The 17,365-nt window shown below is 74.8% G+C and carries 17 protein-coding genes and 1 riboswitch; of the genes, 3 read left to right on the top strand and 14 right to left on the bottom strand.

Annotation, left to right across the window (positions count from 1 at the left end; translation table 11 throughout):
• Window positions 1–69: 69 nt before the first annotated feature.
• From ACTWLT_RS16795 to ACTWLT_RS16785, 3 genes are read right to left on the bottom strand one after another with little or no spacing between them, the layout of a single operon-like run.
• Window positions 70–1,197 carry a DNA polymerase III subunit beta family protein gene (locus ACTWLT_RS16795; protein ID WP_445319183.1) on the bottom strand — a complete coding sequence of 376 codons (1,128 nt, stop codon included), beginning with the start codon at window positions 1,195–1,197 and terminating at the stop codon, window positions 70–72.
• A 25-nt stretch (window positions 1,198–1,222) separates the two neighbouring features.
• Window positions 1,223–2,455, bottom strand: a complete 1,233-nt coding sequence (locus ACTWLT_RS16790) for a saccharopine dehydrogenase family protein (protein ID WP_445319182.1) — start codon at window positions 2,453–2,455, stop codon at window positions 1,223–1,225.
• 59 nt (window positions 2,456–2,514) lie between these two features.
• Window positions 2,515–2,949: a hypothetical protein gene (locus ACTWLT_RS16785; RefSeq protein WP_445319181.1), complete on the bottom strand. Its 435-nt coding sequence runs from the start codon at window positions 2,947–2,949 to the stop codon at window positions 2,515–2,517.
• Between the two features lie 146 nt (window positions 2,950–3,095).
• On the opposite strand from ACTWLT_RS16785, the gene ACTWLT_RS16780 reads away from it, so the two are divergent.
• Window positions 3,096–5,909, top strand: a complete 2,814-nt coding sequence (locus ACTWLT_RS16780) for a winged helix-turn-helix domain-containing protein (RefSeq protein ID WP_445319180.1) — start codon at window positions 3,096–3,098, stop codon at window positions 5,907–5,909.
• Window positions 5,910–5,938: 29 nt separating this feature from the next.
• On the opposite strand, the gene ACTWLT_RS16775 is transcribed toward ACTWLT_RS16780, so the two are convergent.
• The 5 genes from ACTWLT_RS16775 to ACTWLT_RS16755 form a co-directional block, all read right to left on the bottom strand.
• Window positions 5,939–6,487, bottom strand: coding sequence for a DsbA family protein (locus ACTWLT_RS16775; RefSeq protein ID WP_445319179.1), 549 nt, complete (start codon window positions 6,485–6,487; stop codon window positions 5,939–5,941).
• Complete coding sequence (locus ACTWLT_RS16770) at window positions 6,484–6,981, bottom strand: redoxin domain-containing protein (RefSeq protein ID WP_445319178.1); 498 nt, start codon at window positions 6,979–6,981, stop codon at window positions 6,484–6,486. Before ACTWLT_RS16770 ends, ACTWLT_RS16775 begins: the two co-directional genes overlap by 4 nt.
• A 66-nt stretch (window positions 6,982–7,047) precedes the next feature.
• On the bottom strand, window positions 7,048–7,734 hold the full coding sequence (locus tag ACTWLT_RS16765) for a BON domain-containing protein (protein ID WP_445319177.1): 687 nt from the start codon (window positions 7,732–7,734) through the stop codon (window positions 7,048–7,050).
• A gap of 495 nt (window positions 7,735–8,229) precedes the next feature.
• Complete coding sequence (locus ACTWLT_RS16760; RefSeq protein WP_445319176.1) at window positions 8,230–8,637, bottom strand: hypothetical protein; 408 nt, start codon at window positions 8,635–8,637, stop codon at window positions 8,230–8,232.
• A 133-nt stretch (window positions 8,638–8,770) separates the two neighbouring features.
• Window positions 8,771–8,911 carry a hypothetical protein gene (locus ACTWLT_RS16755; protein WP_252417821.1) on the bottom strand — a complete coding sequence of 47 codons (141 nt, stop codon included), beginning with the start codon at window positions 8,909–8,911 and terminating at the stop codon, window positions 8,771–8,773.
• Window positions 8,912–9,274: 363 nt separating this feature from the next.
• On the opposite strand from ACTWLT_RS16755, the gene ACTWLT_RS16750 reads away from it, so the two are divergent.
• Entirely contained in the window at window positions 9,275–9,637 is a 363-nt protein-coding gene (locus ACTWLT_RS16750) for an STAS domain-containing protein (RefSeq protein ID WP_433050248.1), read from the top strand.
• Between the two features lie 18 nt (window positions 9,638–9,655).
• On the opposite strand, the gene surE is transcribed toward ACTWLT_RS16750, so the two are convergent.
• Together surE and ACTWLT_RS16740 are read right to left on the bottom strand one after the other, a co-directional pair.
• Entirely contained in the window at window positions 9,656–10,483 is an 828-nt protein-coding gene (gene surE, locus ACTWLT_RS16745; RefSeq protein WP_445319175.1) for a 5'/3'-nucleotidase SurE, read from the bottom strand.
• The gene (locus ACTWLT_RS16740; protein WP_445319174.1) at window positions 10,480–11,457 is read right to left on the bottom strand and encodes a PfkB family carbohydrate kinase; all 978 of its coding nucleotides are present in this window, start codon (window positions 11,455–11,457) and stop codon (window positions 10,480–10,482) included. Before ACTWLT_RS16740 ends, surE begins: the two co-directional genes overlap by 4 nt.
• Before the next feature lie 172 nt (window positions 11,458–11,629).
• Here ACTWLT_RS16740 and ACTWLT_RS16735 point away from each other — a divergent pair, with 172 nt between their 5' ends.
• Entirely contained in the window at window positions 11,630–12,097 is a 468-nt protein-coding gene (locus ACTWLT_RS16735; protein WP_445319173.1) for an SRPBCC family protein, read from the top strand.
• An 80-nt stretch (window positions 12,098–12,177) separates the two neighbouring features.
• Here the strand turns inward: ACTWLT_RS16735 and ACTWLT_RS16730 are convergent, their stop codons facing one another.
• From ACTWLT_RS16730 to ACTWLT_RS16715, 4 genes are all read right to left on the bottom strand, one after another.
• Window positions 12,178–12,696, bottom strand: coding sequence for a hypothetical protein (locus ACTWLT_RS16730; RefSeq protein ID WP_445319172.1), 519 nt, complete (start codon window positions 12,694–12,696; stop codon window positions 12,178–12,180).
• 119 nt (window positions 12,697–12,815) lie between these two features.
• On the bottom strand, window positions 12,816–13,832 hold the full coding sequence (locus ACTWLT_RS16725) for a coiled-coil domain-containing protein (RefSeq protein WP_445319247.1): 1,017 nt from the start codon (window positions 13,830–13,832) through the stop codon (window positions 12,816–12,818).
• 56 nt (window positions 13,833–13,888) lie between these two features.
• Window positions 13,889–14,020, bottom strand: a riboswitch (cyclic di-AMP (ydaO/yuaA leader).
• A 141-nt stretch (window positions 14,021–14,161) separates the two neighbouring features.
• Window positions 14,162–15,079 (bottom strand): cation diffusion facilitator family transporter, encoded by a 918-nt coding sequence (locus ACTWLT_RS16720; protein ID WP_445319171.1) that lies wholly within the window; start codon window positions 15,077–15,079, stop codon window positions 14,162–14,164.
• Window positions 15,080–15,185: 106 nt separating this feature from the next.
• Window positions 15,186–17,303, bottom strand: a complete 2,118-nt coding sequence (locus ACTWLT_RS16715; protein WP_445319170.1) for a HelD family protein — start codon at window positions 17,301–17,303, stop codon at window positions 15,186–15,188.
• Window positions 17,304–17,365 lie beyond the last annotated feature (62 nt).

Genomic DNA, 17,365 nt, shown 5'->3' with positions numbered 1-17,365 from the left:
GCTACCGTCGCGCCCCCGCCCCGCCGGGACGGGGAGCGCGAGCCCACCGTCGCGTGTGCGCCGGAGGGCTCAGAGCCGGACCGGCATCAGCACGGAGAAGGTGTCCGCGTCGTCGGGGCGGCGGACGGCCAGCGGCGCGATCGGCCCGTCCAGCTCCAGCACGAGCTGCGATCCGCCGGCCGCGTCCAGCGCGTCCAGCAGGTAGCCACCGTTCACACCGACCCGCAGCCCGCTCGGGTCGTGGCCGGCCGCCCCGTCCGGCGCGGGACCGGCGGCGGGCAGCTCGTCGGCGGCGGGGAGCAGCCGCAGGTGACCTCGCTCGTCGAGGCCGAGCACGGTGACCGCCAGCGACTCGCCGCCGTACTCGCGGGCGACCGTGGGGGCCGCCGGGTCGGTCAGCGCCGCGCGCAGCGCCGCGGTGTCCACCGGGATCCGGTACGCGGCCGGACGCTCACCGACGGTTTCCCGCAGCAGCCTGCGGTAGTCGGGAAAGTCGTGCGGCAGGGCGGTGCCGGTCAGCGTCCGGGCCGCCACCGCGACCCGCAGGTCCGCGCCGGACACGGTCAGCCGCACCGGCCGGGCGTCAGCGACGTCGAGCAGCGCGCGGAGGCGGTCGACCAGGTCCACCCCGACGAGCACCCGCACCGGCGGCCCGTCGACGCTGGCGCCGGCCCGGGCCAGCGCGAGCCGGTGCCGGTCGGTGGCGACCAGCCGGACGCCGTCCAGCTCGACGTCGAAGAGCACGGCGGAGAGCACCGGCAACTCCGGATCGGCGCCGACGGCGAAGCGCACCGCGTCGAGGGCGGTGGCCAGCTCGGCGGGGGAGAGCAGCAGCGTGGTGGTCGCCGGCGGCGCCGGGTCGACCAGTGCGCGGAGCCGGGTGATCTCCCGGCGGGCGTCGGCGAGCCCGTCCGACAGCCGGCGCAGGTGCGCGTCGAGCAGCCGGTGCACCGCCGCCGGCTCGGCGCGTACCGCCGTGGCGATCTCCGGCACCGGCATGCCGACCCGGCGCAGCCCGGCCACCAGCCGGGCCGGGGCGATCTGCTCGTCGGTGTACCAGCGGTAGCCCGTCACCGGGTCGACCAGGGCCGGCTCCAGCACCCCGGCGGAGTCGTAGAAGCGCAGCGCGCTGACGGTCAGGCCGCTGGCCCGGGCCAGCTCACCGATGCTGTGCAGGTCGCTCTCCACGCCGGGCATCCTGCCCCCTCGACCCGGTCGAGGGTCAAGTCGCCGCCTCGGCCCCCGGCGTCGACGACGCCTCCGGCCCCGGGCTCGTGGCCTCCTGCTTCAGCACGCGGAAGGTGAGCCCGGCCCGGACGAGCCGGTCGAGCAGCGCGTCACCCATCGCGGCGACCGGGGTGAGCTGGCCGGCGGTCGTCGGCAGCTCGTCCAGTGCCAGGCAGAGCGCCGACTCGGCGAGCATCTTCGCCGTCTCGTCGTAGCCCGGATCGCCGCCGGCGACCTCGGTGACCACCCGTCGTCCGCCTCCGGTGCCGACGAACCGGACCCGGAACCAGGACGCGGCCCGCTGCTGCGCGGTGGGCCCCTGCCCGGAGGCGAGCCGGTTGAGCAGCCAGCGCCGGGTGGGCGGCACCCTCACCAACCCGACCAGTACGCCGAGCCCCGCCGCGCCGGCCAGCACGGTCGGCAGCCGCTTCACGGCGGCGAAGTGCCGGTAGCGGAAGTCCGGGCCGTACTCCGGGCGGGCCGCCGCCGAACGGCGGACCACCTGGGGGTCGATGGTGGGCAGCGGCACGGTCCAGATGCGCAGCTCCGCCGAGCAGGACAGCCGGCCGGGCACCGCCCGGACCCGTCGGTCGGTGGGGCGCGGCTCGACCGCCCGGCGGTCCCGGGCAGCCCGGCTGGCCTGCCCCGTGCGGGAGAACGCGGTCAGCGCGGAGTGGTACGTGCCGGCGGAGAACCGGCCGCCGGCGCGTACGTAGCCGTCGACGGTGATCGGGACGTCGGCGGGCAACTGCCTGACGGTGAACCAGACGCCCAGGTCGTGAGGGACGGAGTCGAACCCGCAGGCGTGCACCAGCCGCGCTCCGGTGCGGGTCGCCTCGGCGTGGTGGCGGACGTACATCAGGTCGACGAACTCCGGCTCACCCGTGATGTCCAGGTAGTCGGTGCCGGCTCGTGCGCAGGCGGCGACCAGCGGCTCCCCGTGGTGGATGTACGGCCCGACGGTGCTCGCCACCACCCGGGCGCTCTCGGCCACCGCGCGCAGCGAGTCGGCGTCGGTGACGTCGGCGGTGAGCAGCGGCAACCCGGCCAGGGTCGCGTCGATCGCGGTGAGTCGGTCCCGTACGGCGGCCAGGCGATCCGGGTTGCGCCCGGCCAGCGCCCAGCGCAGCCCGGACGGCGCGTGCCGGGCCAGGTATTCGGCGGTCAGCCCTCCGGTGAACCCGGTGGCTCCGAACAGCACCACGTCATACGTCCGCTCCCCAGCCATCCCCAGAGTCTGCCACCCACCGCCGCCACCTGTAGATCATGAGCGCGGGGAATCCGTCGTCACCACCAGCCGGCGCGGGGAACGTCCAGTGGGGACCGGTCGGGGCGCAGCACCTCGCCGGTCTCGACGCGCTGCTTCACCTGGCGCAGCGTGCGGCGGACCAGCAGCCCCGGGTCGTCGCCGACCAGGTGCGCGGCCAGCCCGACGGTCGGGGTGGCGCCGGCCAGCGGACGGGCCGCCAGCTCGGTGCCCCGGTCGCCCGGCGCCGGCCGCATCCGCACCTCGACCGCGCCGTCCAGGCGGCGCAGCGGCTCGGGCCACCGGCCGCCGGGCAGCACCTGCTCCGGCGGCCGGCCCACCGTCACCACCTCCCACCGGGCCGGCGCGGCGGGGTCACCGCCCGCGCCGGTCCGGCCACGCCACCGGAGCAGGCGCGCCGCCCCGGCCAGCGCCGTGCCGCCGAGGGCGGATCGCGCCCGCGTCAGCCGTCCCATCAGCCCCACCCGTTCTCCCGGTCCACGTCCCTCGACCCTCGGCCCGGACCGGGTGAAGCGGGCTCGCCCGGAAGGGGTGAACACGTCCGGGCCGGGTAACCGCTCGCCGACCGGGGGGTGGAACGCGTCGACGGGGGTGGAGCCGGGTGCCGGAACAGCAGGATCGCGTGCGCGTCGGCACGGCACAGGGGCGACCGGCGGACCCGCCGTTGCTGGCGTCCCGGCTGAGCCCGGCGGCGCCGCCCGAGCCGGTGGTGGCGCGGCCCCGACTGCTGCGCAGGCTCGACGAGGGCAGCGCGGGACCGGTCACCCTGGTCGCCGCCCCCGCCGGCTGGGGCAAGACCACCCTGCTGGCCTCCTGGGTGCGGCTGGCCGCTGACACGCCCGAGGCGGGACCCGGACCCGCGTGGGTGTCGGTGGAGGCCGGTGACGACGGCGACCGGCTCTGGGCGTACCTGGCGGCGGCCCTGCGCTCGGCCACCGGCCCGGCGGACGACGGCCCGGCCGCGCCGGTTCCCGACCGGGCACCCCGCCCCGACCAGCTGGAAATACTCGCCGCCGCGCTCGCCGCCGCCGACCGGTCGGTGCTGCTGGTCCTGGACGACCTGCACCGAGTCGGCGACCCGGCGGCGCTGACCGGGCTGGAGTTCCTGCTCCGGCACGCCGGTCAGCGGTTGCACCTGGTGGTCGGTGCCCGGGCCGGCCTGCCGCTGCCCCTGCACCGGCTGCGCCTCGCCGGAGAGCTGACCGAGATCGGCCCCGACGAGCTGGCCTTCACCGACGACGAGGTGGCCGACCTGCTCATCGCGCACGGCGCGCCGCTGCCGGCTGCCGCCGTACGACGGTTGCGCGAGCGCACCGGAGGTTGGCCGGCCGCGCTGCGCATCGCCGCGCTTGCCCTGCGCGGGCACCCCGACCCGGAGCGCTGGGTGGGGCAGTTCGGCGGTGACCACCCGGAGATCGCCGGTTACCTGCACGAGGAGGTGCTCGCGTCGGTCGACCCCGCCGACCGGGATCTGCTGCGCCGTACCGCTCTCGCCGAGACCGTCTGCGCCGACCTGGCCGAGGCGTTGACCGGCCGCGCCGACGCCGGCCGGTCGTTGGCCGACCTGGCGGGGGCCGGCGGTCTGCTGCACCGGGAGGACACCCGTCCGCCCTGGTACCGCTGTGACCCCCTGCTGGCCGACCTGCTCCGCGCCGAGCTGGCCCGGCTGCCCGTCGAGGAGTTGCGTGAGCTGCACGCGCGGGCGGCCGACTGGTACGCCGGCGACGGTCGCCCGGCCGACGGGTTGCGGCACGCGTTGGCCGCCGGCCGGTGGGACCGGGCCGGTGACCTGTTCGTCGCGCACTGGCCGGAGCTGACCAGGTACGACCCGGAGCCGGTGAGCGGACCGAGGCCCGCGTCGCCGCCTCCGGAGGTGGTCCGCGCCGATCCGGAGGTGGCGTTGGCCTGCGCCGCCGAGCGGGCGTACGCCGGTGACCTGCCGGGCGCCACCGCTCACCTGCGCGCCGCCGCCGGATACGCGGGCGGCCTGCCGGTGCCGCGTCGGGACCGGTTCCTGCGGTTGGCCACCGCGCTGGAGCTGACCGTGGCCCGCCTCGCCGGGGATCCGGCCGAGGTGCGGGCCGCCGCCGCTCGTCTGCTGCGGAGCCGCCCGGCCGGGGCGACGCCGACCGGCGTGCCGAACCCCACGCAGGCCGTCGGGGGGAGCAGGGCCGCCGAGGACGCGGACCTGCGGGCCTTCACGGGCACCGCGCTGGGCCTGGTCGAGCTGGCCGCCGGCGCGCTGCCCGACGCGCGGTTCGTCCGGGCGCGGGCGGCGGCCCGGGAGGCCGGCCGGCCGCGTACGGAGCTGGTCGGTGCCAGCCGCTCCGCGTTGCTGCTCGCCGTCCGGGGAGAGCTTCGCGCGGCCGAGCAGGCGGCCCGCGACGCCCTGGGCGTGGCGGCCTCCCGGGGCTGGTCGTGCCGCCTCGACTGTGCCTACGCCTACCTGGCGTTGGCCGTGGTGGCACTGCATCGTGACCAACCCGAGGAGGCTGCCGCCAACCTCGCCCTGGCCGTGCCGGTGACCGGCTCCGCAGGCTGGTCGGGCCCCGCGAGTTCCGCCGTGGTGGAGGGTGACGACGGGTCGGCGGAGTGGCCCGGCGAGCCGGTGGCGGCGGCGGTGGCCGCGCTGTGTCGGGCCCATCTGCACCGCGACGCCGGTGATCCAGCCGCCGGGCAGCGGCTGCTCGTCCGCGCCCGGGAGTCGTTGACCGACCGGCCGGCCGCCGCCGAGTTGGCCGGCCTGCTACGGGCCGCCGAGGCGGACCTCCGTGCCGAGCGGGGCGACGTGGACACGGCCCGTGAGCTGCTGGCCGGTGCCACCGAGGACACGGCGTCCCCGGCGCTCGCGGTGGCGCTGGCCCGGGTCGAGCTGCGCGCCGGGGACGCCGGCGCGGCCGGAAGGACGCTGCCCGACTGGCAGGGGCCGCCGGCCGCCGCCTGGCCCCTGCCGGTACGCCTGGACGCCGGCCTGCTGGACGCGGTGCTGGCCGAGCGCGGCGGGGACGGTCGTCGGGCCGGGCGGATCCTGGAGCAGGTGCTCGACCTGGCCGGCCCCCAGGGCGCCCGTCGGGTCTTCACCCGCTCCGAACCGCCGGTGCGGGACCTGCTGGCCGCGCACCTGGACGCCGGCACCGCACACTTCTCGCTGGTCAGCGATCTGGTCCGGGGTGCCGAGCAGACGAGCGTCAGGCCGCCGGCCGAGCCGGGGGGCACGCTCGACGAGCCGCTCACCGAGCGCGAGTTGACCATCCTGCGCTACCTGCAGAGCATCCTGTCCAACGTGGAGATCGCCAGCGAACTGTCGCTCTCGGTCAACACGGTGAAGACCCACGTCCGCAACATCTACCGCAAGCTCGACGCGACCCGCCGGCGTGAGGCCGTCCGGCGGGCGCGCGAGCTGCGGCTGATCTGAGTGGCCGGTAGCCGACCGTCCCTCGGTGGTCAGGCGTTGGCGGCGGCGTCCACGGCGGCCAGCAGGTCGGGCAGGTCGTACTCGCCCTCGTGCCGGACCCCGTTGACGAACAGGGTGGGGGTGCCGTTCACCCCGCTCCGGATCCCGCCGACGAAGTCGCGGCGGACCCGGTCGGCGTGCACCCGGTTGTCCACCTCCGCGTTCACCTCGTCCGGCGGCAGCCCGAGTTGCTCGACGCCGAGCGAGAGGTGCACCGGGTCCAGTTGGTCCTGGTGCTCGTAGAGCCAGTCGTGCATCTCCCAGAACCTGCCCCGGGCCGCGGCGGCCTCGGCGGTCTCGGCGGCGCGTTCGGCGTACGGGTGCACGTTGGCGATCGGGAAGTAGCGGTACACCATCCGCACCGTGTCGGCCCGCTGACGCAGCACCTCGTGCAGGTTGGGGTACGCGGCACCGCAGAACTGGCACTGGAAGTCGCCGTACTCGACGATGGTCACCGCCGCGTCGGCCGGCCCCCGGACATGGTCCTGGTCGGTCACCGGGTCCCGGAGTCGGGCGGTGACCTGCAGTGGCGTGGTCATCCGGCCATCACCCGCCGATCGGCGGTGAGCCGGTCCAGCGCTTCGATGATGCCGTCCGCGCCCGGGTTGACCTCGGGGGGCGACAGGTAGCTCCAGGCCACCGTCCCGGCCGGGTCGAGCACCACCAGCGCCCGCGCCGCCTCGCCCTGCGGGGTGTACGCGCCGTACCGGCGGGCCACCTCGCCCTTGGGCTCGAAGTCGGCCAGCAGCGGGAACTTGATTCCCCGGCTCTCGGCGAACGCCCGGTGCGACCAGATGCTGTCCACCGACACCCCGAGCAGCACCGCCTGGTACTGGTCGAACATGGGTGCCGCTGCCTGGTAGAGCGACATCTGGTCGCCGCAGACCGGGCTCCAGTCGGCGGGATAGAAAACGAGCACGACCGGCCGCCCGCGGAACTGCTGGGGCCCGATCTGGCGCCCGTCCGGTGTGCCCGCCAGGGTGAAGCCGGGCGCGGAGCGCCCCGGTTGGATCAGCCCGTTCGGATCACTCATGCCCCCAGCCTGCTACCGGGGTGGGTGAGGTGGGCTCACCCACCCCGGGTGGTTCCGCTCTCACGCTCAGCTCAGCACCGGGGCGACCGCGATGTGGTTCTGCACCTCCCGGATGCCCGGGGCGGACCAGACGACCTGCTCCACCTCGGCCCGCTCGGGCATCGAGTGCACCAGCCCGCCGAGCACCGCCGTGTCCCCGTGCACCCGGACGCTGATCCGCTCGACCTCGGTGGCGCCGGCCCGGGCGAGCGCGTCGACGATCCGTTCGGCCAGGTCGTGGCCGTCCGGCGGGGCGGCCGGGCGGACGCTGATGCCGTTGCTCACGCCGCGTACGCCGGTCAGCCGGCAGACCGCCCGCTCGGCGGCCCGCCGCTGGTACTCCCACTCGACCTCGCCGTGCAGCGTCACCCAGCCGGCTGAGACGGTGACCTGAAGTTTCTCGATGGGCACGAACGCGTCCCATTCCAGCGCGTGCCCGGCTGCGGCGGCCAGGTCGGGATCGGAGCGCTCGGCGCCGCCGGGCAGCCGCACGGCCAGGTCGTTGGCGACCGCCCGCACCCGGGCGACGCGGTGTGCGGCCCGCTCGGCGGCCCACTTCTTCGCGTAGCTGTCCACCCGCCCGGTCAGCGTGACGACGCCCTCGGCGACGGTCACGCCGATCTCGTGCGGCTGCACCCGTGGCTCCCAGGTCAGCTCGTCGAGTACGGCGGACTGGATGTCCTGGTCGGAGCGGCTGATCGTCGCGATGGCCATCTGTCCCTCCTCCGGTGCGTGGGTGGCGGACCAGGTCACGGCCGCGGCCCGGTCTCCGCCGTCGGTCGAGCCTGCCGCCGGGGAGGGTGAGTCGGCCTCGCCCGGAGCGGGTGAGGGGTGCGGGTGCCGGCCGGCCGACGGGCACGCGCGTCGATGGTGGGAGCGCTTCCAAAGTGACGGGGAATCGGTTACGGTATCGGTGTTCCCGATCGCGGGAGCCGTCGTGTCGGAGGCGGGAGCGGGGCAGCTCATGCCCCTCCGGCGTCGTGCCCGTCCCCCGGGCGGCGACGCCACCGCCGATCGGCGCGCCACCGGCCCACCGTCACGTGCACGGGGCGGTCCGGACGCGGTCGGCGACGCCCGGACCGCCTCGAAACGCCGGTCCGCCGGGGCTGCCTGAGGGGTCCGGCACCCCGGCGGGCCGGCCCCGGCTCGGGAACGAGGATGGGCTCCGCTCGACCGGCGGTCGAGCGAAGCCCACGGGGTGCGAGTGGGTCAGCCGTCCAGGCCGACGGGGCTGTTGGGGCGGTCGACGTCGACGAACTCGACGTCGTCCACCGCGCGGTCGTCCCGGCTGCCGGCGGCCCGGGCGGCGGAGCCGACGGCCCAGCCGACCGCGGCGCCCACCAGGGCGGCGCCGATCAGCAGCGTCCACGGCAGAGCCGGCTGGCGGCCGGCGAGCGCGTCGAAGGCCAGCGAGGCACGGCGCCGCGCCTCGTCGGCGGCGGAGCCCACCAGGTCGCCCGCCCCGTCGGCCAGGTCACTGCTGCTGCGACGGGCCGAGCGGGCGGTGCCCAGCACGCTGTCTCCCGCGGAACTGACCGCGGAGACCAGGTGCTCCCACGCCTGATCCGCGATCCGCTCCGGCTTGCTGCGGCGGTCCAGCAGGTTGCTTCCGAACATCGTGGTTACCTCCTCGGGTGCCGAAGCCGCCGGCCACTTCGGACTTCGGCGTCCGGCCTACGCGTCACGGCTCATCCGGCAGTGCCCCGTGCCGGCCGGACGCAAACCCGGCCGGCACGGCTCGGCGGGCACCTCAGTGCAGCACCACCGCCGCGACGCCCCGGGCGAAGTCGTCGTCATCGTCGTCGTCATCGCCTCCGCCACCGAAACCGCAGGCCAGTACGAGGGCGAGCAGGACGCCGACACCGGCCAGCCCAGCCAGTCTCTTGATCATCGATGATCCTCTCCGTCGCGGTGGGTGTCGGGATCGATGCTAGGGGGCGCCGGCAACAGCGGGATGGCATCCGCGGCGGTGGACGGGTGCGACACGCCGGTGCCACGCGGGCGCGACGCGGTCGGCCGACCGGTTGTCGGGTGTGTCCGGTCGGGACCGCTACCCTGGTCCGGCGGCGCGTCGGCTCCGACCGATCGTCGAGTGATCAAATAACGGAAATTGCGGAGGTGGGTGACGTCATGTGCCCGAATCCGCGAATTGCTCATCCCGAGGGGTGGCGACCGAGGCCGTCGGAGGAATACTCTCGGTCGCGGCCCGCGTACTGATGAGGCGCCCGGGGGACGGGCGGGTGGAGGTGCTCGCGTGAGCCTGTCGATCGTGAAGTCGGTTCTGTCCGGTGGTGTCGTGGAGATCGCCCCGCGCGGTGAGATCGACGTCGATACCGCGTACGAGGTGCGCGAAGCGATCGCCGAGGTGCTGGCCAAGGGCCGGCCTCTCCGCATCGAGCTGAACATGAGGCTGGTCACCTTCATCGACTCCGTCGGCATCAGCGCCATGGTCGCCGGCTTCCAGACCGCCGAGGTCAGTGGCGTCAAGCTGGTGGTCACCCAGCCCAGCCGGTTCGTCCACCGGCAGCTCTGGGTCACCGGGCTGCTCGGCCTCTTCGGCGCCCCGGAGCCCTACTTCGCCGGCGCCGCCACCCCCGAGGTGCTCCCCGGCGCCTGAGCGCCGTGGACGATCCCGTCAGGGCTGCTCCTCCAGGCCGGTCAGGTCGACGTCGGTCACCTCGGTAACGGCCCGGATGGCCGTCACCGACGCGTACCCGGCAGCCAGCAGCGCCACGTCCGTGCCGGGCTGCGCGGCCTGTCCCGGCTCCTCCAGCGACGTGCGGACGAAACCGTGCCCGGCCTCGGCCACCGTCATCTGCACCTGACCGAAGCTGGCCAACGTGCCGTGGCGCACCCCGCGCAGCCGCCCGTGCGGCAGATCCGGCGCGTTGACGTTGAGCACGCTCTCCAGGGGTGCGGCGGTCAGCCGGGGGAGCAGGTCCAACGCGACCCGCGCGGCGGTGCTCCAGTGCCGGTCGGCGTCGCGTACCCGGGCGGCGGCGTCCACCGCGGCACCACCGCTGGCGGCCGTCGCCTCGCGGGCGGTGAGCACGTCGAGTGAGACCGCCATCGCCCGGCAGCCGTTCGTGGCGGCGGTGAACGCCGCGCCCACCGTGCCGGAGTGCAGCACCGCACGGCCGGCGTTGGCGCCCCGGTTGATGCCGGAGAGCACCACCGACGGCGGCGCGCCGAACGCGCCGTGCAGCGCGATCAGCGTGATGAAGCCGGGGGAGCCTCCGACCCCGTACGCGGGCACACCCGCCAGATCCGGCAGCGGATGGTCGTGCACCACCACCCGGCCGTCCTGCTCCATGGCGCTCATGGCGGCGCTCGTGCCGCTCGCCTCCTCCAGCGGCGCGGCGACCACCACGTCCAGGCCCCGCTGCGCCGCCGCCCAGGCCAACGCCTGGATGCCCGGTGCGGCGATCCCGTCGTCGTTGGTGACCAGCACCCGCAGCGTCATCGTTCGACCGCCCGGTCGGCCAGCTCGTCGGGCGTGGTCCGCTCCTGCTGACGGCTGTCCGCAGGCGCCAGCCGCACCCGCTCCACAAGGCCGGTGATCGAGTCCAACCGCCCGGTGCCCAGGCCGTGCCGGGTCACGTTCAGCGCCCCGGCGGCGGCGCCGGTCCGGATGGCGGTCCGGATGTCCCCACCGCCGGCCACCACCGCGGCCACCCCGGCGGTCATCGAGTCGCCCGCGCCGCGCGGGTCGGCGGCCTCCAACCGGGGCATCTCCACCTCGAACAGTTCCCCGTCGATGAGCGCCAGCGCCGGCTGGTCCGCCCGGCTCACCACCACCGTCTCGGCGCCGGAGGCGTGCAGGTCGTACATCACCCGGCTCAGCTCCGCGGTGTCGTCGCTGCGGGCGCGGCCGTCGCGGATCAGCTCCTCGTGGCTCACCTTCAGGAAGAACACCCCGCTGTCCAGCACCGCGCCGAGGTGGTCGCCGGAGAGGTCCACCACCACCCGGCCGCCGTTCGCGCCGAGGTCGGCGGCGAAGCGCCGGTACAGGTCGGCCGGGACGAGCCACGGCTCGTTGGGTCCACTGAGAACGCTCACCGACGCCCGCAGGCCCTCGCCGAGAGCCAGGTTGTACAGCTCGTCGAGCTCGTGCCGGCTCAGGGGCTGCCCGGGCACGTCGACGATCTCCTGCCGGGACCCGTCCCGACGGTCGTGCACGTACCCGCCGCTGCCCGAGTCGCGGACCACCACCTTGAGCTCCACGCCCTCGCTGACCAGCAGCGGCTCCAGCACCTGGCCGATCTCGCCGCCGAGCGCGGCGCAGAGCACCACGTCGACCCCGAGCGACAGCACCATGCGGGCCTGCCAGACGCCCTGCCCACCCGGGTGCAGGTGCAGCTCGGGCTGGTCGCTCGGCTGGTCGACGGTCACCGTCAGCTGCGGCGTGGGCGCGAAGACCATCACGTGCCCGCTCACCGGTCGTAGCCTTTCATGCATCCACCCTTCCGTCACAGCCGGTGATTTCCCATTAGCCGACCGTAGTGCGAACGGTGTGCGAAGGGCGGGACAACAGTGCGTGTCCGTCCGGGCGTTGCCAGCCCGACCGGCGTACGGGACGATCGGGCGACCATCGACGGCGGGAGACGGTGTGCTCAGGAGCGATACCTTCAGCTACACCGTTCAGGCCCGCTGCTCGACCGCCGACGCGGCGGCGCTGCTCAGTGACCTGACCCGGCAGGGCGAGCTGCATCCACTGATCATCCGGGTCCGCCGGCTGCCTCCCCGGCCCGGCGCCCAGGCCAGCTACGCGATCAGCGACCGGCTGGCGGCGGGGCCGGTGCGCTTCCGGACCACGTACCAGGCGGACGTGCTGATCAGCGAGGAAGACGAGATCGTCATGGTGGCCCGCCAGTGGCCGGCCACCACCGTGCGCAACCACACCCGGCTGCGCGCCGAGCCGGACGGCCTGGTCCGCATCGATGTCGAGATCACCCTGACCGCGCCCGCCCCGCTGTTCCGGTACGCGTTCCGCCAGGCCCGCGCGGCCCACCTGGCCCTGGCCACCCGACTCGGCGCGGTCCTGGACCGCCCCGACGTCCCCCCACCACCCACCTGACCAACTCCGCGCGTCCGCGCCGCGCCCCTGCCAGGGTCCCTCCACCCTGGATGTAGTGGCCTGCTGCGGCTCCGAGGTCACTACATCCTGGTTGCGGCGCGATCATGGCTGGCCGCGCCGGCGACGGTGGGCCGGCCGGCCGCTCGTCGCCCCCACGGTTTGTACGTCGAGAGCACCGTCGCGATGACCATCAGGCTGGTGGACACCGCCGGTGCGATCACCAGGTCGGCGCGGTCCTGAGCGGGCAGGGCGACGCCCAAGGCACCGGCGTGGCGCAGGTTCGGGGTGAGCAGGAACAGCACCAGTCCGACCATCACCGTGGTGATGACGAGCTTGGTCAGCACCCAGCGGTAGCGCAGCAGGCCCCACGGGGTGAGCAGCGCGCTGGCCACGCCGACCAGCCAGACCAGCACGCTCAGCGGCGCGAACAGCACGGTGCCGATCAGCGCGGCGACCGGGTAGACGACGGCCGGGTCGGCGCCACGCAGCGCCGCGACGCCGAGGGTGAGCAGCACCAGGTCGGCGCCGAGCCAGCCGAGCGAGGTGACCAGGTGCAGGGTGAGCAGCGCCTTGCGGGCGGGTGGCGGGAGTCGACGCATACGAGCGATGCTGCCGCCTGGTCCGGCCGTGGTCGTCCGACCGTCGGCGACATCCGGGGTACGCCCGCTGACGTACCCCGCCCGGTGCCTCCGTGTCAGGGGGCACCGGGCGGGTCGGGTCAGTACACCGACAGGTGCACGTGGTTGGTGTGGTCGCTGGACGGGTCGCCACCCGCTCCGCTGTACGACTTCCACCCGCTGCTGGGCAGCCAGATCTGCCGGTACCAGATCACGTACAGCACGGCGAGCCGGTCGGCGTTGCGGATGAAGTACGCGGCCAGGTTGTTGCCGTACGTCTTGTCGCCGCCGGTGGCGTCCCCGCCGAAGCCGCTCTTCTGTGCCGCGAAGTCGCAGGCACGGCCCTTGGGGTGTTCGCCGGAGCCGCCGGAGCGGTGGCAGGAGACGTACCGGGTGAAGCCGGCGGCCTTGGCCTGGTTGAGCGCGTGCAGGGTGCGCGGGGTGATGCAGCCGGTGGCCGGGGTGGGGTCGTTGACGCTGCACGACTCCGATGGCCAGGAGCCGTCGGAGTTGCGCGGCGCGGCCTGGGCGTTGGCGGCCGAGGTGCCCCGGTTGGAGCCGCCGCTGTCGGCGGTTGTCCGGGGCTTGGTGGTCGCCACCGTCAGGGCCCGTTCGGCCTGCTCCTTGCGCTTGGCCATCACGGTGACCTGCTTGCGCTGTTCGCGGATCTCGCCGTCGAGCGCGATCCGGGTGCGGTTGGCCTGGTCCTTGGTGGCGAGCAGGTCGCGCAGCACCCGGTCCTCGTTGGCGGCGACCGCGTCGAGCGCGGCGGCCCGGTCCATGAAGCCTTCCGGGGTGTTGCTGTTGAGCAGCGCCGACATCGTGCCGAGCCGGCCGGTGCGGTAGGCCACTCCGGCGATCTCGCCGACCTTGCCGCTGCGTTGGGTCAGCTCGGTCTCGGTGGCCTTGAGTTGGGTGGTGAGCTGCTGCTGGCGCTGTACGGAGGTGTCCAGGGCCCGCTTCGCGTCCAGGTAGCCCTTGCTGGCCGCCTCGAGTTGCGCCCGGAGTGCCGGGGTGCCGCCTTCCTCGTCGCCGTCGGGGGCCGCGGCCGCCTGCAGGTTGGTCGGGGGAGCGGCCGAGGCGGCGCCGGCCGGCAGTGCGACGCCGAGAGCGAGCATCGCGACGATCAGGGCCGCCAGTCGGGCGGCGGGTGGTCGTGCTGGTGCCACTACGCATGTCCTTCCGTCAGCCGCCGACCGGGTTAGCTGACGGGTTCGGGACGGAAGATCCCTACCGCTGACGCGGATGCACCCCAGGAACATGGTTCCCCGGTTCGCCCGCTCGGGCGATTAGGCGGCGACCGCCACCGGCGCCGTTAGGGCGCCGCCGGGTGGAGGCCGGGACCGAGCCTACCGGTGCCTCTGGGACCTGTGCAGCCGATGTGACGGACGGTGCGTGCGTCGTCACCAACAATTCGGACGAAGACGAAAAAACCTGGTGAAAGGTATTACCACTTGACCGAACCGCAGGCCCCGGGAGCGGCGCCGGGCTCGGTCTGCAACGTCGCGTGCTCGATCCGGAAGTCCTCGTGCAGGGCGGTACGCGCCGCGGTGAGCACCGCGCCGACGTCCGCGCCGGGGGCCATGGTCAGGTGTGCGGAGGCCACCTCCATGCCGGAGGTGAGCGTCCAGACGTGCAGGTCGTGCACCTCGACCACGCCGGGCACGGCGGCCAGCCGGTCGTGCACGGCGGTCACCTGGAGGTGTTCGGGTGCGGCCTGCACCAGAATGCGGACCGCGGCCCGCCCCAGCCGCCAGGTGCGCGGCAGGATGAACACGCCGATGGCGACCGCGACCAGAGGGTCCGCCCACCACCAGTCGGTGACCTGGATGAGCAGCGCCGCGCCGATCACGCCGAGCGAGCCGAGCAGGTCCCCGAGCACCTCCAGGTAGGCGCCCTGCAGGTTGATGCTCTCCCGGGCGCCCGCGCGGAGCAGGGTGAACGCCGCCAGGTTGGCGAGCAGGCCGAGCGTGGCGACCACGAGCATCGGGCCGGCCAGCACCTCGTGCGGGTCGCCGAACCGGCCGATGGCCTCGATCACGACGTAGACCGCCACGCCGGAGAGCAGGACGGCGTTGGCGAGCGCGGCGAGCACCTCGAGCCGGTAGAGCCCGAACGTGCGCTGCGGGTCGCCGGTGGCCCGCCGGGTGGCGGTGATGGCGGCGAGCGCCATGGCGATGCCGAGCACGTCGGTGAACATGTGCCCGGCGTCGGAGAGCAGGGCCAGCGAGCCGGTGTGGAAGGCGGCCACCGCTTCGACCACCATCAGGGTGGCGAGGAGCCCGAACGCCGTCCAGAGTCGGCCCCGGTGCTGGTGCGCGGCATTGGCGACCGACCCGTGGTGGTGGTCATGACCTGCGCCCACGAAACCACCCTCCGCCGTCCGCCGGGACCTGGTCAAATGTATGCTCACATCGCTATGTATGCAAGTGTAGTGCCGGCGACCGCCCGGCGCGGCTCACCGCCGCAGGTCAGCCGGTCGGGTCGATGGTGGTGAGCCGCTGGGTGGCCCGGGAGAGCGCCACGTAGAGCGTCCGTACACCGGCACCCGGATCCGCCCGGATCTCGCTCGGGGCGACCAGCACCACCCCGTCGTACTCCATGCCCTTCGCCTCCAGGCTGGTCACCACCTGCAGCCGCGGCGCGCCGAGCGCGCCGAGCCAGCCGGCGACCTCGTCGCGGCGGGGGACCGGCGTGATCACCCCGACCGTGCCCTCGACCTCGGCCAGCAGGCCGGTGGCCGCCTCCACCACCGACGTCTCCAGCGCGGTCGGGGGCACCACCAGCTCGACCGGGTCGACCCCGGTCGAGCGGACGGCGCTCGGCAGCGTCAGATCCGGGTAGAGCCGGCGGATCTCCGCCGCGGCCACCGCGAAGATCTCCGCCGAGTTGCGGTAGTTGGTGGTCAGGGTGAAATCGTGCCGCTTGCGCCGGCCCAGCGCCTGGTCCCGAGCCTGGTCCAGCTCCCGCGGGTCGCCGGTCCACGCGGTCTGCGCCGGATCGCCCACCACCGTCCAGGACGCCAACCGGCCGCGCCGGCCGACCATGCGCCACTGCATCGGCGAGACGTCCTGCGCCTCGTCCACCACCACGTGCGCGTAGTCCCGGTAGTCCGCCGGACGCTCCCGGGCCGACTCCCGGGCGGCCCGCTGCCGCTCGGCGAAGGTGCTCAACTCGCGGACCCCGCCCGCCAGCTGGAACGGGTCGCGCCGTGCCCGGGCCGGCTGGACCGGCTTGCCGAGCAGCGCGTCCAGCTCGTCCAGCAGCGCCACGTCGGCGATGGTCAGCCCGTCGGTGTCCAGGCTCTGGTACGCCGCGCTGAGCAGCCGGACCTCCGCGCTGGAGAGGATCCCGCCGGCGTACCGGCGCAGCCGATCCGGCTGGGCCAGCCAGTCGAGCACGTGCCGGGGGTGCAGCCGCGGCCACCACGCCTTCAGGAACTCCCGGAACTCCGGCCGCTCGGCGATCTCCGCCTCGAACGCCGGCTGCTCCGGCAGCCGACCGACGCTCAGCCGCCGGGCCTGGGCCCAGAGCGCGGCGAAGACGCCGTCGAAACCGGCCCGGCGTGCCTCGTTGCGCCGGGCGCCCCGGTGCAGCGCGCGGTCCCGGATCCGGTCCAGCTCGGCCCGGTCCAACCGCAGCAGCACGCCCCGGTAGAGCAGCCGCAACTCGCCCGGACCGCCCGGCACCGCGTCCCGGACCGCCCGCTCCAGCACCCGGCGCATCCGCAGCGAGCCCTTCACCGACGCCACCTCGGGCGGGTCGGTGCGGGTGGCGGTCATCCCCGGGAAGAGGGTGCCCAGCGAGTGCAGGGTCGCGGTGTCCTCACCGAGCGAGGGCAGCACCGAGGCGATGTACTCGACGAAGACCGAGGACGGGCCAACCACCAGGATGCCGCCGCCGGCGTACCGGCTGCGGTCGGAGTAGAGCAGGTACGCGGCCCGGTGCAGGGCCACGGCGGTCTTGCCGGTGCCCGGGCCGCCGGCCACGATCGTCACACCGGAGCCGGGCGAACGGATCGCCTCGTCCTGCTCCCGCTGGATGGTCGCCACGATGTCGCGCATGCCCCGGCCGGTGGCCCGCGACAGGGTCGCCAGCAGCGCGCCGTCGCCCACCACCGTCATGCCCTCCGGGGCGGCGGTCGGGTCCAGCAGGTCGTCCTCGATGCGGGTGACGCGCTCGTTGCGGGACTGGATGGTGCGACGGCGCACCACGCCCAGCGGCTGGGCGGGCGTGGCCTGGTAGAAGGCGGCGGCCGCCGGCGCCCGCCAGTCGACGACCAGGGTGGTGGCGTCCTCGTCGCGGATGCCGAGCCGCCCGACGTGCAGCACCTGCCGGTCCCGCAGGTCCAGCCGGCCGAAGACCAGCCCCTCGTGCTCGGCGTCGAGGGTGTGCCGCCGCTGTGCGGCGTGGAAGACCATCGCGTCGCGTTCGACCAGCGCGCCGAACGTGCCCACCCGGGCCATCCGGTAGCCGTCCCGCTCGGCGCGAACCGCCGAGCGCCGCAGTTCGGCCAGTCGGGCGTACACCCGGTCGAGGTGCCGTTGCTCGACGGCGATCTCCTGCTCCAGGGCGGTCTGGTCGGTCAACGCACGCTCCTTCGATGTCGCCGGCAAGCGGCGCGAACCGCGCGGGCCAACCGCAGAAGGGT

The sequence above is a fragment of the Micromonospora yongxingensis genome (genome assembly GCF_052601155.1).
Note: the sequence above shows the minus strand (reverse complement) of the source record. Positions and strands in the feature narration are given on the sequence as shown.